Below are 15,198 nucleotides of genomic sequence, written 5' to 3'. Positions count from 1 at the left end.
GTGAAGCAAGGCGGTTAGTTTTTTGCAATTATAGTAGTTTGGCAGATGAGAAAGTGGATAAATTGCCAGTGAATATAACCAACTTAACTTCTAGTGTGCAAAACATAGCTAATAATGAATCTCTTGGAATGACGCAAGATTTTGCTTGGTTGCGTCGTGGTGTAGTAGAAGTATTCCCACAATCAGTTGATGTTAACAGCGAAAGTCTAGAAAGGCTCTTACTAACTACAAACCAACCTTTAAGGGTAAAATTAGGGATTGACCCTACTGGTACTGATATTCATCTAGGTCATAGCATACCAGTACGAAAACTGCGAGGTTTTCAAGATGCAGGTCATACAGCAGTTTTAATTATTGGCGATTTTACAGCACGTATTGGCGATCCAACTGGTAAATCTGAAGTGCGTCGTCAGCTTACAGAAGCAGATGTAGCTCAAAATGCTCAGACTTATCTGGATCAAGTACGTCCTATTTTGGATTTTGACACACCAGGAAGGTTAGAGGTGCGCTATAACTCCGAATGGCTCTCTAAGCTCAACTTAGAGAAAATTTTGGAGTTACTCTCCACGATGACCGTGGGGCAGATGTTAGCGAAAGAAGGATTTGCCGATCGCTATAAAAAAGAGAATCCAATTTTTATCCATGAGTTCCTGTACCCGTTAATGCAAGGTTTTGATTCGGTTGCAGTTGAGGCAGATGTGGAATTAGGCGGCACCGATCAGAAATTTAATATTGCTGTAGGCAGAGATTTGCAGCGCCATTTTGGTCAAAAGCCCCAATTTGGAATGCTGCTGCCAATTTTGATTGGCACGGATGGCGTGCAAAAAATGTCTAAGTCTTTAGGTAATTATATCGGATTGTCAGAACACCCAGGACAAAAGTATCAAAAGTTGCAAGGAGTTCCCGATAATCTCTTAGAACAGTATTTTGAACTGTTGACGGATTTACCTTTGGATCGACTGCCAGAAAATCCTCGCGATCGCCAAACACTCTTAGCATGGGAAGTTGTTAAACAGTATCACGGCGAAACCGCAGCCCAAGAGGCAAAAGAAGCAGCCCAAAGCGGCGGCAAGGAAGGTGCAGTTCCAGAATTTTCTCTAGCTGGCGTGCAGCAGTTCCCTACTAAGTTAGCGTATATTCTCAATGTCACTGGCTTGTGCAAAAGTACGGGAGAAGGAAAGCGGAAAATTCAAGAGGGTGGAGTGCGCCTAGATGGCGATCGCATTACCGATGCTGATACTACTTTCGATGCTCCTGGTGAATTACAAGGTAAAGTTTTACAAGTTGGGAAAAATAAGTTTGTGCGCTTAGTGCTTTAAATGGGGAGTGGGGAATGGGGAATAGGGAACAGTTAGAACAACGAGTTATTGTGGCTTTGGATGTACCAGATGAGCAAGCTGCGATCGCTCTTATAGATCGGCTACCGCAAGTTAGTTTCTGGAAAGTCGGTTTAGAGTTGTTTACCAGCACTGGCCCGAAAATTCTAGAAGTGTTACAGTCTCGGCAAAAGCGCATTTTCTTGGATTTAAAGTTTGATGATATCCCCAATACCGTTGCTGGTGCTTGCCGGAGTGCAGCTAGATACGGAGTGGATTTACTGACAATTCATGCGACTGCTGGTAGAGATGCCCTGAAAGCCGCAACTGAGGCAGCTCAGGAAGGAGCTGCAAAAGCAGGTGTACAGCCACCAAAGTTAATTGCGATTACCCTGCTAACAAGCATTTCTGCTCGGCAGTTGGCATTTGATTTAAAAATCCCCCTAGAATTGCCAGAATATGCTCTAGAAATGGCCCTCTTGGCTCAAGAATCTGGTTTGGATGGGGTAGTTTGTTCGCCTCAAGAGGTGGCACAGCTACGACAAACTTGTGGAAATGACTTTTTGCTAGTTTGTCCGGGGGTTAGACCAATTTGGGCAGATAAAGGCGATCAAAAGCGATCGCTCACTCCAGCCCAAGCAATTATTGCCGGTGCAGATTATCTAGTGATTGGGCGTCCCATCACCACTGCTACTGAGCCTGAGCTAGCCTGGAAGAGGATTTCTGAGGAGTTAACCACGGTGGCATGAAGCTAAGAGTCAGTGAGAAACTCAGAGTGCAGGGTGTCGGGGAGAACAATCTTGCCTGTTCGCTCAGTCAGAAAAATTATAGTTTCCTTTTTGCTTGTGGCTTCTGGGTTGTAGTCTCAAATAGCTTTGCTTACCCAGCCTTCTCGATAAACCCTACCCCTAAACCCTCGGCGCTAGCAAAAAGGGAAAATTTCAACAGTGGTGCGAAGTCTTTGTGTTCTGAGCAAAATTTAGAAACATTAACTATACAGCTACTGCAAAAATTACCTAGTTATACCAATCGTGCTAGTCAACGCGCCCGCCGCCTCACTAGAAGCAGTCAGGTTTACAGTTATATGTTAGTGGCAGGAAGACCTGAGTTTATTCCTCTGCCCCTTAACCTTGAAGAATATAGTGCAGATGCATCTAAAAGCGCTGCATCAGGAGTTGAGCAAGTTTTCTTTACTACCTTGGAGCGGCAGTACATAGGTAAGAAAGTTGTAGAATTGCAACAATTTCACTGGCTGTTATTGACTAAAACTAAAAGTGGTTGGCAACTAGTGATGATGTTTTCTCAAGCTGGTTCCCATTCACAACAGCAGCCACTATCCCCGCCACGCGATAGTAGTAATGGGACTGTTGCCCAAGGGGTTAAAGCTTGGCTGCGCGATTGTGAAGCTGGAAGTTTACGTCAATAAAACCAAATTCCTAATCTTCCTAAATTAGAAGAATATTAAGTAATGTCTAAAAATACTTACTCAAATTCTCTATAAACAGGATTATAACTTGTGGTTAAAAACTACATTGAAATAATTGCAAGAACGAAATTTAGAGCATCTTGATTGGGATCATTTGATTAAGGAGATTGAAAAATTGGGTAATGAGCAAAAACATAAGCTCGAAAGTTATTTACTTCCTTTGAAATGCTCTAGCGCGGCATAGACCCTTGCTCAAGATCGGCTAAATTTTTACAGCATGGCATAAATAAACTACCCATTTAAAATTAGTAAAATGCTTACACTGTATTCATTTTAAATTTTATTAGCGAGTCCGCAAGTGTCATTATGAATTTTGAATTCACCTTGGGCTACTCAGTTTCTTTGATGAAGATACATCACTTAATTAGCTTGTATTAGTATGATTTTGCCTGTATCTTTAGGAATATTTTTAGGAAAAATAGCTAATAAATAGCCAAAAAAAGCAGACATTATTTAAAAACGCAGATTGGCTTGAATTTAAGCGTTGTAACTCCCGTTTTTTGGCGATAACATGGAAAGAAGTTTATTTCAAGCTTTATCAAACCGCGTTTAGCGTCAGTTTTTTTTATGGACATTCAGTTAATCAACATCGGCTTTGGTAACATCGTGTCTGCCAACCGAGTAGTTGCCATTGTCAGTCCAGAGTCTGCCCCGATTAAGCGGATTATTACCGATGCACGAGACAGAGGTCAACTGATTGATGCAACTTACGGTCGTCGGACTAGGGCTGTAATTATCACCGATTCCAGCCACGTAATTCTGTCAGCGATTCAGCCAGAAACGGTAGCGAATCGCTTTGTGATTTCTCGCGAGCATCAAACTGTAGATAATTGACTAGCAGTGGGTTTTTCCCACTCCTCTTTGCACCGTATCGGTAGTACCATGTGAATTAGACAAATTTTCTGTCACTCTTGCTACAAATTTTTTAGTCACCAGTGGACTAGACCAGGAACACAAGACTAATGAATAATATGTATTGATTGATTCACAGGTTGAGGGGATGATGCCAGTTTTACCCATCCAGAATAGTGCGACTACCGAAGAATGCTTACATTTAGGCAGGTTAATTGTTTTAACTGGTCCCAGTGGGGTCGGTAAAGGCACTTTAATGCGATCGCTCCTAGAGCGTCATCCAGAACTCTATTATTCCGTATCCGTGACAACTCGTTCTCCCCGTCCAGGGGAAATCGATGGAAAAAGTTATTACTTCATCAGCCGCAGTAAGTTTGAACAATTAGTTGCTGAAGGTGAATTTTTAGAATCGGCAGAATTTGCTGGTAACTATTACGGCACACCCCGTGAAGCTGTACTTAACCAAATTCATTCCGGTAAGTTGGTGGTGCTGGAAATTGAACTAGAAGGGGCAAGACAAATTCGTGCTTCCTTCCCCAGTGCCCTCAGCATTTTTATTTTACCGCCTTCCTTTGATGAATTAGAGAAACGAATACGCTCTCGTGCCCAAGATTCTGAAGAAGCGATCGCCCGTCGTCTGCTCCGTGCCCAAGAAGAAATTCAAGCCGCAGATGAATTTAATATTCAAATCGTTAATGACGATTTCGAAACTGCTTTAAATGATATTGAAGCTGTTTTGTTTAAATAAGTTAGGAGTTAAGAGTTAGAAGTCATGAATTTAAACTCCTAACTCCTAACTCCTAACTCCTAACTTCTAACTCCTAGTAATTAACCAAATAGACCTTGAATTAGTGCCAAATTACTAGTTAAAAAGTAAGCAACTACTGCACCACCAATACCACCAATCAAGAAAGAACTGGCGAAGTTGTTCCAGCTTTCTTTAGAGTTAAAAGCATCTGCTGGTGGCTTAGGTACTGTAACACTAGGAAGTGCTTTAGGTGGATTGCTATTGGCATACAGCGATAGGGCGCCAGTAAGAACAACAACCAGGCCGATACCTCCCAGTAACCCAGCTAAGTTAGCATTATCTGTGTCCCGCAGTGGGCCTAATTTGGCAAAGGGGCCAAATAGCCAGTAACCATGAGCCATACCAACTTCTAAACCGCGTCTAGCAGGAGCCAGACCTGGGCGGTAGGCAGGTAAATTATTAATGAACCCCTTGATCAAGGGAGAAGAATTAACCGGGGTTTCTAGATTGCCTAGCTGTGGATCGCCGAATGCGGGAAAAACAACTTCCCGATTTCTGGGATCGCTGGGAAGATTCTTTGATGCATCTACTGCTTGTGCCATATTTTATGTTCAGCCTCTAAATTAAAATGGTGGCATTTTTATATTAATAATAATTGTAGCCAAAGATGTCTTTTTGCTAGGAAGTTTAGAAAAATTAATTTAGCTTATTTGAAAACTGTGAAACTCGCGATCTGTAAACAGTATCACGAGTTTCAAAAAACTATTTTTGCTGTCTATTTTGGTGATAATTCTGCCTAACTAAGCTGAATACATCAACTACACAATATTAAGCAAGAAACAATACATTCACTCAACAGTCCTAAATCCCATTTGACACTTATGGCAGTGGGTGGAAAAGTAGGTCGGGGAAAAAGCGGTTGAATTCAATCAAGATACCTGCTGTGATCGTCAGCCAGATGGTAGCTGCTACAGGCGCAGTGGAAATGAATTTAATCAAATAAGCTGATTGGTCGCCTTTGTCTGCCATGAATTTAGTCTCCAAAACAAATGAATTAGTGAAGCTGATTTAGCGTGGAGAAATGGGGATTTCTGTATCCTTGGCTGCTAATTTTCCAGAGAGAAATTCTTGGACTGCTGCTGCTGGCCAAGCAAAACCTGACGCTATTATCGGTAGTGCCAAACCAAGATCGATTTGGATTTCTTTGAGTTCAGTGTCAGATTCCTTTTTGATTGCTTGCAGATAGGCACGACCTACCCAACCAATCCAACCAGCAATATATAGAAACAAAATGCTGGGGATTAAAAAGTCACCAGCACGATCTAGACGACCATCAACAATCAAGTGAGGATATCCTTCAGGGCCGCACAGCGCCTGAGAATAACGCTCAAACCGCTTTCTCCCAGATTCGGGATCGGCGGTAGTATTACGGGCATTAGCAGCTAGCTCTTGAAAAGCGGGATTGTCTTTACACGGTGTCAAATTAGCTCCTAAAGCTTGCGCTGGGGGGGCAAAGTTGAACCAAAGACTAATCGCTAACATCAAAGCAAACAATCGTCGCATAGAGTTGTTTCCTTTTATTACAAAACAAGAAGTTTTTTGTACAAAACGAAGCGGCTTGTACAGTTGTTTATTTGCATAACTAGGAAGTCATCATACTCTTGGGTGGGAACCGAGTAAAGTTTAAGTAAATAAAAGTTAAAGCTTCTCAACCAAAATAGAGTGTTGAGTTCCCAGTTAGAGCGTCGAGTATAAGAATTGTTGTTGTAGGGTAGTAAAGAAGCAAGATTTTCTCTCTATTCTCTATTACTCAGGACTCCAGACTCAGCACCCAGCAGTGATTACTCTCAATGACAACCGTTTTAGCAATAGAAACCAGTTGTGATGAAACAGCCGTCGCAATTGTTAACAATCGTAAAGTTTACAGCAGTATTGTAGCCTCACAAATTCCAGTCCATCAGCAGTATGGCGGGGTAGTACCAGAAGTCGCCTCTCGCCAGCACCTGGAAACGATAAATGTTGCGATCGCACAAGCCTTAGAGCAAGCCCAACTAGACTGGGGAAAAATTAACGCAATTGCCGCCACATGTGCCCCTGGACTCGTAGGAGCGCTATTGGTAGGGTTAACTGCTGCCAAAACTCTAGCGATGGTACATAACAAGCCATTTTTGGGAGTTCATCATCTCGAAGGTCACATTTACGCAACTTACTTGAGCGAATCAACTTTAAATCCCCCTTTTCTTAGCTTACTGGTTTCAGGCGGACATACAAGCTTGATTTATGTCAAAGATTGTGGTATTTACGAAACCCTGGGACAAACCCGTGATGATGCTGCAGGTGAAGCCTTTGATAAAGTAGCGCGATTATTAAAACTGGGTTATCCGGGTGGGCCAGTGATTGACAAGTTGGCACAGCAGGGTAATCCTCAAGCCTTTGCTTTACCGGAAGGAAGAGTTTCTCTACCCGGTGGGGGGTTTCATCGTTATGATGCGAGTTTTAGTGGCTTAAAAACGGCTGTATTACGTTTAGTGCAGCAGTTAGAGAAAGATAGCGGACAAATACCAGTGGCAGATGTAGCAGCTAGCTTTCAGGATGCGGTAGCGCGATCGCTAACCAAAAGAGCGATCGCCTGTGCCCTTGACTATGGTCTAGACACAATTGCCATTGGCGGCGGTGTAGCAGCTAATAGCGGGTTGAGAAAAAATCTTCAAGCCGCCGCTGTTAAACATAACCTACGCGTCCTATTCCCACCTCTAAAATTCTGTACCGATAATGCTGCTATGATTGGCTGTGCCGCCGCTGACCATCTATCCCGTGGTCATACGTCTCCCTTGACACTAAGCGTTGAATCTAGATTAGGGCTTACTCAGGTGATGAAGTTGTATCAACCTGTTGAGTAGTCATTTGTCATTTGTCATTTGTCATTTGTCATTTGTCATTTGTCATTTGTCATTTGTCATTTGTAACTACCAATGCCCAATACAACTCTTGGAGAGGCTGCACTTCTCTACGAGACGCTGCGCGAACGACTACGCTCAGTGACCACGCCAACGACTTCTCTTCGAGACGCACTCGCTTTCGCGGTAGTTGAATCTCGACTTCGCTCGATTACCGCGCAGCGATGCACTGAGCGCAGTCGTTGTGTCGAAACTCAGTACAAGTGCCCAATGCCCAATGCCCTATACCCTATAACTATTGACTATCGCCCGGATGTGATCGGCTACTGCATCCGGCTGTTCCAACATAGCCAGGTGTCCGCAATTAGGAATTTCCAGAACATTGTCCCCACAATATTGAAAAAGCCTGTGAAAGCTAGCTAAATGGCGCACATACTTGGGTTCCATAACCTTGTCTTCCGCGCCAGCCAAAAAATAAACTGGCTGCTTCAGTTGGGATACTAGCTCAGGTAAACGATTGATTTCTTCTTCAGTTGTGGAGTCTAACAAAGTTCCTAGAGCCGCTTCTGGGTCAGCCACAACGAAATCTATTACTCGCTGACGTGCCCAATAGCGCTCCAAAGGACGAGCCACACTAGCTCTGGTAAACAGCAAATCAATCAAAGGCACTTGGGACAGCCAGCGCGGACGGACTTGCAAAAATTTCTGACCCGCCGAGCGAAACTGCTCAAAGGCTTCTTTGAGGTAAATACCACCGCCAGCGTTGATACAGATAACTCCCTTAACACGCTCAGGCATTTGATCTGCTCCCCAAAGAGCGATCGTCCCGCCTAATGAGTGACCAATTAGCCAAGCACTTCTAATATTCAACTGTTTCAGGAGAGCTGCTAAATCTTGAGTATACGCAGCAGGAGTATAAAGAGAATCGAAAGATGAGTCAGCCGTACTACTAGAGATGGGCGTCAGACTCAAAGACGTTTGTGCTCGACTAAAATCGGTTTTTACCTGGGATTGGGATTCACCAAAACCCCGCAAATCATAGGACAGGCACTGCAAATCATCTGATAGGCGGGAAATCACAGGTTGCCAATATCCACGGCTATTGAGCCAACCGTGGATAAATACTAAAGCATGGGGGCAGGAAGTGGGAGCCGTTAGCTCGTATGCGTGTGGAACGCCCAAGATTTCGATAGTTGCCATACTTGTATCGTACCCTTAAGGACGGGTGCGACTAAATACTAAAATGGAAAGAGTTAGAAGTTAGGAGTGAGGAATTTTGAACTCATAACTCATAACTCATAACTTCTCACTTTTTTTATTTACCGAGCAACCTCTGTCGCACTCCTTCAGCAATTTTGTGACCCAGATATTCAGGAATGAGGCTTTCATTCGGCCCTAACAAGTAGAGAATTAGCCGTGTACGTCCGCGCCAAACCAATAAATTGGCATTGACTACCAAAAGGTCTTCCTGCCAGATAGCGTACATCACTTTGTAGAATAATCCTGGTTGATTATCAGCTTCAATAACTAGGGCAGGGAGATGAAATACTGGATCGACATAAAACTCAGTTTGTACCTGCTCTAAGCCAGTGTCAAGATTAAATTCTACTGCCAGCATCTCTTCTACCTCAAACCGACCTCCTAAAGCCTCGCGAATGGCGCGACAGACATTTTCTGCGGTTTTCTCGGTCAAGGCTTTACTACCACGAGATACCAACAGTTTGATAAAAACTAACATTGGCGGACGGATTTGACCGTATAGACTTAAGCCGTGGATAGTCAACCCATAAGCTGCTAGTACACCAAAAATATCGCTGAGGAGAAAAGACTGGTTGCGGTAAGCAAAATGCAGGGCACTTTTGCTACCTTCCGGTTTCAGCTCTATAACAGCGCGTCTAGTTTTATAGAGACGGTAGGCTAGCCGCAAATTTTGCAGTTGAATTTCACTACTGACGAATTGCTCATAAAACTGGGGAAACGCTCGGTTAAAGCGCTTTAGAAGTTCCAGTGTCGAAGATTTTAAACCAGAAGCCATTGTTAAGGGTAAAACTCGCTTGCTTTCGTCATCTGGGGGCTGGGTGTTGGGGGCTAAGTGTTAATGGCTGGAGACTGGGAAGACAAGGGGATAACACGAAGAGTGTTCTCGATACCCAATGCCCAATCCTGTGTATACAATTCACTCCTAAGCTAACCTGCATTTAAGCTCTATAGGAGCAATTGCCAGGATTAGGTTTTTCCATTATGAATTTTGAATTTGAAATTGTTTATATCCTTACGCTTTTGGTGAATTTCTCCTAGCCTTTACAACAAAATGCTAAAGTTGAAAATGATTGGTGTGAAACACGCTCTAACTGGCTGTTACCATTGCAAATCCCGAAAGCAACCGAAAAACTTTGAGTGTAATAGGGTAATAAATGGGGGTAGCCATGTTAAAAGTGAATCAACACTCCTGAGAGTGGAAACCAATTCAGTTATACTACCCGAACCGCGTTGGCATGGGTTTTTGGAAAACTTGGTTTAGTACTCCTGAATCTGTAGGGACAAGTAGGACAAATCTCTTTGAAGAGCATACAGCAGAAACTGCGGGCAACTCTAGCCCCAGTAGCATTAGCGAAGCTGCTTCAAAGGAGGCTCGGATCGTGTTCAGCACGGAACGAGATATTGACCTATATGAGCTAGAAGAACTCTGTGATGCAGTTGGTTGGTCGCGTCGTCCTCTAAGAAAAGTAAAAAAAGCTATTGAGCATAGTTTTCTCGTTGCTTCAATGTGGCAAGTGAGAGGAAACCAAAAGCGGCTCATTGGTTTTGCCCGTGCTACCTCAGATCACGCCTTTAATGCCACTATCTGGGATGTAGTGGTTCACCCAGACTTTCAAAGTCAAGGGCTGGGCAAGGCGCTGATGAAATACGTTCTCAAAAAACTTAGGAGTGAAGAAATTAGTAATGTCACTCTCTTCGCTGACCCCCATGTTGTAGATTTCTACCGAACTATGGGGTTTATGGCCGATCCAGAAGGCATCAAAGGTATGTTCTGGTATCCTCACTAATGCTCAATCCAAATAAAACCCGATTCGCACAATAAAATCAGGTATAGTAGTACAAATCTATTATTTAAATTTGGTTTGACGAGGTTTAGCCGACGAACGCACAAGTAATATCTCTTGTAAAACTAAGTCGGCAGACAAACCTTTATCAGTCTAAATATCTAATCTAGCTAGTATTTGCAGAAGATATAAATATATTAGGCATGAGCGGTGTTATGTGATATGATTGCCTTAACGCTTTTGTGAAAGCGCGATCGCTTTGATGGGGAGTTAAAACCAAACCCAAAAAAGTGGATAAGTATAACGGGATGTAGCGCAGCTTGGTAGCGCGCCTGCTTTGGGAGCAGGATGCCGCAGGTTCAAATCCTGTCATCCCGATTTAATTAATATAATTAACAGTTAAGCAGTTAGTTAGGTTTTGTTTACTAACATCTGCAATTTAATTGGATATTTTTATGGAGAAGACTAATTAAGCTGTTTTCCTGTTGAAGCTTAACAGGTAAATTTCATAATTAAGTAGTAAGGTAATTTTTAACACTGAGCTTTGTATAGATTTGAGAAGATGTTAAAGCAATCGCAGATGGAACGATTGATTAACTAATAGCGTCAACCAATTTTAGAAAAAGCCGATAAAATGGCATTTATCATCTCTAAGCTTGGAGAGATGGAGAGACTTTTTGCTGTTTGAGAAGACATATAATAAGCATCTACGGCATTTCGCGGTCAATAGCGAAGCAAAACCTAGAAAAACATAACGTTAGCACAGCCAATTTGTGAAAACGATACCATAGCAACTCTCAATAGTTAAGGAACATTGGATTTTGACCGTTGAGCTTAACACTCAACCTCAACGCGCACAATGAATTTTTCACAACTGAAATAGATTGCTATATAACTAAAGCTAGTTGGTGCTGTGCAAATCCAACCATTTGTTTAATTTAATTGGACTATTGATGCGAGGAGCAGTCATGAAATCATTTATTCGCTTAGGCGCAACATTGGGTATAGCTGGCAGTGTATTTTTAACAGGGCTTTCAGGAATAGGCAATATACCAGGAATGGGCAATCTAGAGGCGATCGCTCTGCCACAAGATCAGGTAGTGAAAAAGCTCCAAGAAGTACCAGTATTCACGCTCACCAATCCTAAAGGCGAATTCGTAGTTCTTTCGAGAAACAACGCATCCAAGCCTGTATCACAAGTGGGATTTTTTATTAGCAAGCAAGATGCTCAGAAATTCCTTGATAATCGACTCAAAAAAGAAAATCCCCAGTTGGCAAGCACTCTACAGGTTAGACCTTTGTCCTTGGCAGACTACTATAAAATAGTCCAAGAAAGCAAAAAGAAATCAGATTCTGTGATTTATACTTTAGTCCCGACGCAAGCACAGGTAGCTTCGGCAACAAGTATGCTCAATCAAAATGGTAAAAAGGGAGAGCAATTCAATGGTATTCCCTTATTTGTACCCAAATTTAAGAAAGATAATAGTTATTTGACTATTCCCCTTGCCAAAGGTAATGAGCGATACATCCCTTTCTTTTTTGAGAAAGAACAAGCAGTGGCTCTATTAGAGGAATTCAAAAAAGCCGTGCCAAAGGAAGGAGCCAATACTGAAATTCAGGTAGTGGATTTGTACGGTGTTATGGAAGCTCTCAATAGCAGCAGCGATCCTAGTATCAATAAAATTGTTCTGTATCCATCACGGGAGTCGATCAACTTTATTCGCTCCCTAGCGCCAAATCAATCACCCGCTGCCAAGCCAGCTGCTGCCCCCGCTCCGAAAAAATAACGGATATGCGCTCCAAGGTTGAGGTATGGGGGAGAAACATCTGATAGTCTCTGGTTTACAACTTTGGCAGTGGCGGAATGCAGCTCTCGAAGCAGCGATCGCCACTGATGTTCCACCAATGGAGGTAGATTGGCTGCTTCTTGAAGTTGCAGGTTTAGACCGCTTGGCACTACGTTTGGAGTCTTTTAAAAGCTGGCCGCAAATTCAACTGCAATTGCCGCTAGAAGAGTTAGACCATCTGTGGCAGAGGCGATTAAACGATCGCTTACCAGTGCAGTACATTGCTGGTGTGACACCTTGGCGTAACTTTCAAATTGCAGTGTCGAGTGCGGTTTTGATTCCCAGACCAGAGACAGAGTGTTTAATCGATTTAGCTAAAGCATCTACTAGCAATACTTCAGGACATTGGGCAGATTTAGGGACTGGGAGTGGAGCAATCGCCATCGGATTAGCAGATGTCTTGTCAAAAGCAACAATTCATGCAGTTGATTACAGTTTAGAGGCTCTGGCGATCGCTCGAACCAACGCTGATAATTTGGGTTTTGCTGACCGGATTCGATTTTATCAAGGTTCCTGGTGGGAGCCACTGACATTCTTAAAAGGTCAGTTCAGTGGTATGGTGTCGAATCCCCCTTACATCCCCACCAGCACCTTACTGACTTTGCAACCAGAAGTCGTTAACCACGAACCACATCTAGCTTTGGATGGTGGCCTTGATGGCTTAGATTGCATTCGTCATTTGATCGAAGTCTCCCCTAGTTATTTGCAATCGGGTGGCGTGTGGCTAATTGAGATGATGGCTGGACAAGCGAATGCAGTGCGAGAACTTTTACAAAATCAAGGTAGCTATTGTAAGATTCAAATTCACGCTGATTTAGCTGGAATTGAACGTTTTGCCCTGGCCTACAAAAGTTAGGAGTGATGAGTTATGAGTTATGAAATTCCTCACTCCTAACTTCTAACTCCTAATTTTGTAAACATGACCCAAGTTTCTCTAATAAATCTAATAGCTGGCGCACGTGCTGGTCTTTTGGTAAGCTTTCCGACGGATACTGTTCCGGCACTTGCAGCGATGCCAGAAAAAGCAGCATTAATTTTTGCTGCGAAGCAACGCAGTCAAGATAAACCTTTGATTTTGATGGCGGCTAGTGCTGAAGATTTGTGGCCGTATGTCAAAGGCAGTGAGAATGAGTATAAAATTTGGCAAAAATTAGCAGATAAATATTGGCCAGGAGGGCTGACATTAGTTTTGCCAGCGAGCGAACGCTTACCAAAAGTTATGAATCCCATCGATCCAACAACAATTGGGATTCGAGTACCAAACAGTGCGATCGCTCAAACTATTTTGGCGCAAACAGGCCCTCTTGCCACCACTAGCGCCAATTTTTCTGGTCAGCCGCCTTTGCAAACAATGACAGAAATTGAGACTCAATTTCCCCAGGTTCTGACTTTAGCAACGACAGAATACCAGAGTGAAATACCAGGGATGGGTATACCTTCCACCGTTGCTAAATGGACAGGGATAAATTGGCAGATTTTACGACAAGGTGCCATCGAGTTAGATTTATCGAGTGATAACCAAGTATAGGTAGCTATAATGTTGTTTTCGTGGTGTTAACAACAGAGAAATCTGAAACTTTAGTTTGCGCTGTTGTACTTAATTAGCAAATTAATAATTGCCAGATATGAATTGGAGCAACTGGATATATCTAGGAGCAGGAATAGCACTAGGTATGATTTTCCGTCAGTTATTTGGGCGATGGCTACGCCCAAAGCAGGCATCGCCTAATGTTTCATCTAGCTCATCCCCAGCAGTGCCATCAGATCAACAGGGTATGTCACCAATATTGCAACAGCTACAGCAAACACAGCTGGCATACCTGATGGCAAGGGAAATGAGCCAGTTTAAAGCTGGTTTTTTGGCGCGGACTACCCATGAATTGCGATCGCCTTTTAATGGTTTGATTGGCTTACATCAATTAATTTTGTCAGATTTGTGTGAAAATCCAGCTGAAGAGCGAGAATTTATTGCCCAAGCTCACGAGCGAACGCTGAAGTTGCTGAAGCTAATGGATGAAATTCTCAACGTTGCTAGAACTGAACACGGCACCAATAAATTAGATATTCAGCCAAGACCCTTAGCTCAAATTTTAGAGGAGGTTCATGACTTAACTTATATGCTGGCGGCAAATCGCAATTTTCCCTTAAAATTATTACCCACCGACTCAGAAATTTATGTTTTGACAGATTACCTCTGGCTCCGCCAAGTATTGATAAGTTTAATAGACACTGCCATTACTCAAATGGAGGAAGGCAGCATTTGTATTTCCAGTAGCACTCTACCTACAAATAATTTTGTAAACATTTGGCTAGATTTACCAACCCATGCTGTACCATCGAGCGAACCGATTGATTTGCTCAAATTTGAAGAGCGGTTGACTCCGATTGACCAAAAGAACGCTGTTCTTTCCCCAGGAATGAGGCTATTAATCAATCAGACTCTGCTGGAAGTTATGGGAGGAAAGTTAGAAATCCTGCCCTCGACCATTGTGAAGGAACCACTTCAACAGCTTACCAGACTACAAATCTCTATCCCCCTAGCGATTTCTGAAACTGAGCTTCTGTAGCAGAAACGAAAGTATGGTTAGCTTGATTGTGTAACACCATCGTAGTGGTAGTGTTGCTTTGAAAACCAATCTTTTCGTAGAAACCCTGTTGGAAAGTAGTCATCAGGTAAACTCGCTCAACCGACTTCATACGAGGATGTCTCAAAACGGTTTCTACTAAATTGCTTCCCAACCCACTATGTTGATACTCTGGATGAATGACAACATCCCAAATTGTGGCCCGATAGATGCCATCAGATGTTGCTCTTGCAAAGCCAATGAGCCGATCGCTATTCCAGACGGAAATCACTGGCTCACTATTGGCAATAGCTATACCTAAGTCTTCAATACTGCGTCCCTTTGCCCAGAAAGCGGAAACGTTTAACAGTTCTTGGATTTGGTAAAGGTCAATTTCAGACTTGCGATCGCTAAATTTAATCTGAAGATCGTTCATGTATGGCA

General features: G+C 42.9%; 18 protein-coding genes and 1 tRNA gene. 13 read left to right on the top strand and 6 right to left on the bottom strand.

All coding sequences use genetic code 11. The features are described 5' to 3' along the window. The first annotated feature begins 128 nt into the window (after positions 1-128). From tyrS to gmk, 6 genes are all read left to right on the top strand, one after another. Positions 129-1,319 (top strand): tyrosine--tRNA ligase, encoded by a 1,191-nt coding sequence (gene tyrS / locus V7K53_RS28635; protein ID WP_335200860.1) that lies wholly within the window; start codon positions 129-131, stop codon positions 1,317-1,319. 14 nt (positions 1,320-1,333) lie between these two features. Next, positions 1,334-2,065: an orotidine-5'-phosphate decarboxylase gene (gene pyrF, locus V7K53_RS28630; protein WP_335200835.1), complete on the top strand. Its 732-nt coding sequence runs from the start codon at positions 1,334-1,336 to the stop codon at positions 2,063-2,065. Then, positions 2,062-2,742 carry a hypothetical protein gene (locus V7K53_RS28625; protein ID WP_335200834.1) on the top strand — a complete coding sequence of 227 codons (681 nt, stop codon included), beginning with the start codon at positions 2,062-2,064 and terminating at the stop codon, positions 2,740-2,742. Before pyrF ends, V7K53_RS28625 begins: the two co-directional genes overlap by 4 nt. A 115-nt stretch (positions 2,743-2,857) precedes the next feature. Next, a complete protein-coding gene (locus tag V7K53_RS28620) occupies positions 2,858-2,986 on the top strand; it encodes a DUF29 family protein (protein ID WP_335200833.1) in 129 nt (42 codons plus the stop codon). 383 nt (positions 2,987-3,369) lie between these two features. Further along, positions 3,370-3,636, top strand: coding sequence for an extracellular matrix/biofilm regulator RemA (gene remA / locus V7K53_RS28615; protein WP_041233849.1), 267 nt, complete (start codon positions 3,370-3,372; stop codon positions 3,634-3,636). A 166-nt stretch (positions 3,637-3,802) separates the two neighbouring features. Continuing rightward, a complete protein-coding gene (gene gmk, locus V7K53_RS28610; protein WP_335200859.1) occupies positions 3,803-4,402 on the top strand; it encodes a guanylate kinase in 600 nt (199 codons plus the stop codon). A gap of 80 nt (positions 4,403-4,482) precedes the next feature. Here the strand turns inward: gmk and V7K53_RS28605 are convergent, their stop codons facing one another. From V7K53_RS28605 to V7K53_RS28595, 3 genes are all read right to left on the bottom strand, one after another. After that, positions 4,483-5,004 (bottom strand): photosystem I reaction center protein subunit XI, encoded by a 522-nt coding sequence (locus V7K53_RS28605; protein WP_292745206.1) that lies wholly within the window; start codon positions 5,002-5,004, stop codon positions 4,483-4,485. 277 nt (positions 5,005-5,281) lie between these two features. Beyond that, complete coding sequence (psaJ, locus tag V7K53_RS28600) at positions 5,282-5,431, bottom strand: photosystem I reaction center subunit IX (RefSeq protein WP_094339707.1); 150 nt, start codon at positions 5,429-5,431, stop codon at positions 5,282-5,284. Between the two features lie 39 nt (positions 5,432-5,470). Further along, positions 5,471-5,965 (bottom strand): Photosystem I reaction center subunit III, encoded by a 495-nt coding sequence (locus V7K53_RS28595; RefSeq protein ID WP_335200832.1) that lies wholly within the window; start codon positions 5,963-5,965, stop codon positions 5,471-5,473. Positions 5,966-6,252: 287 nt separating this feature from the next. On the opposite strand from V7K53_RS28595, the gene tsaD reads away from it, so the two are divergent. Continuing rightward, entirely contained in the window at positions 6,253-7,302 is a 1,050-nt protein-coding gene (tsaD, locus tag V7K53_RS28590) for a tRNA (adenosine(37)-N6)-threonylcarbamoyltransferase complex transferase subunit TsaD (protein WP_335200831.1), read from the top strand. 279 nt (positions 7,303-7,581) lie between these two features. Here the strand turns inward: tsaD and V7K53_RS28585 are convergent, their stop codons facing one another. Together V7K53_RS28585 and V7K53_RS28580 are read right to left on the bottom strand one after the other, a co-directional pair. Then, the gene (locus tag V7K53_RS28585; protein ID WP_335200830.1) at positions 7,582-8,499 is read right to left on the bottom strand and encodes an alpha/beta fold hydrolase; all 918 of its coding nucleotides are present in this window, start codon (positions 8,497-8,499) and stop codon (positions 7,582-7,584) included. 115 nt (positions 8,500-8,614) lie between these two features. Then, a complete protein-coding gene (locus V7K53_RS28580) occupies positions 8,615-9,334 on the bottom strand; it encodes a hypothetical protein (protein WP_012410214.1) in 720 nt (239 codons plus the stop codon). Between the two features lie 460 nt (positions 9,335-9,794). On the opposite strand from V7K53_RS28580, the gene V7K53_RS28575 reads away from it, so the two are divergent. The 6 genes from V7K53_RS28575 to V7K53_RS28550 all read left to right on the top strand — a co-directional run bounded on the left by V7K53_RS28575 (position 9,795) and on the right by V7K53_RS28550 (position 14,757). Continuing rightward, a complete protein-coding gene (locus V7K53_RS28575) occupies positions 9,795-10,346 on the top strand; it encodes a GNAT family N-acetyltransferase (RefSeq protein WP_289795344.1) in 552 nt (183 codons plus the stop codon). 301 nt (positions 10,347-10,647) lie between these two features. Further along, positions 10,648-10,721, top strand: a tRNA-Pro gene (locus V7K53_RS28570). Positions 10,722-11,311: 590 nt separating this feature from the next. After that, positions 11,312-12,130 carry a Tic22 family protein gene (locus tag V7K53_RS28565; protein ID WP_335200829.1) on the top strand — a complete coding sequence of 273 codons (819 nt, stop codon included), beginning with the start codon at positions 11,312-11,314 and terminating at the stop codon, positions 12,128-12,130. Positions 12,131-12,155: 25 nt separating this feature from the next. After that, a complete protein-coding gene (gene prmC / locus V7K53_RS28560; protein ID WP_335200828.1) occupies positions 12,156-13,046 on the top strand; it encodes a peptide chain release factor N(5)-glutamine methyltransferase in 891 nt (296 codons plus the stop codon). Positions 13,047-13,109: 63 nt separating this feature from the next. Further along, positions 13,110-13,718 (top strand): L-threonylcarbamoyladenylate synthase, encoded by a 609-nt coding sequence (locus V7K53_RS28555; RefSeq protein ID WP_335200827.1) that lies wholly within the window; start codon positions 13,110-13,112, stop codon positions 13,716-13,718. A gap of 97 nt (positions 13,719-13,815) precedes the next feature. Next, positions 13,816-14,757 (top strand): sensor histidine kinase, encoded by a 942-nt coding sequence (locus tag V7K53_RS28550; protein WP_335200826.1) that lies wholly within the window; start codon positions 13,816-13,818, stop codon positions 14,755-14,757. Here V7K53_RS28550 and V7K53_RS28545 read toward each other — a convergent pair. Then, positions 14,720-15,190 (bottom strand): GNAT family N-acetyltransferase, encoded by a 471-nt coding sequence (locus tag V7K53_RS28545; RefSeq protein WP_335200825.1) that lies wholly within the window; start codon positions 15,188-15,190, stop codon positions 14,720-14,722. The genes V7K53_RS28550 and V7K53_RS28545 overlap by 38 nt on opposite strands. Positions 15,191-15,198 lie beyond the last annotated feature (8 nt).

The sequence above is a fragment of the Nostoc sp. genome (genome assembly GCF_036917355.1).
Lineage (GTDB): Bacteria > Cyanobacteriota > Cyanobacteriia > Cyanobacteriales > Nostocaceae > Nostoc.
The sequence above is the reverse complement of the archived record's forward strand: the minus strand, read 5'-3'. Positions and strand labels throughout refer to the sequence as shown.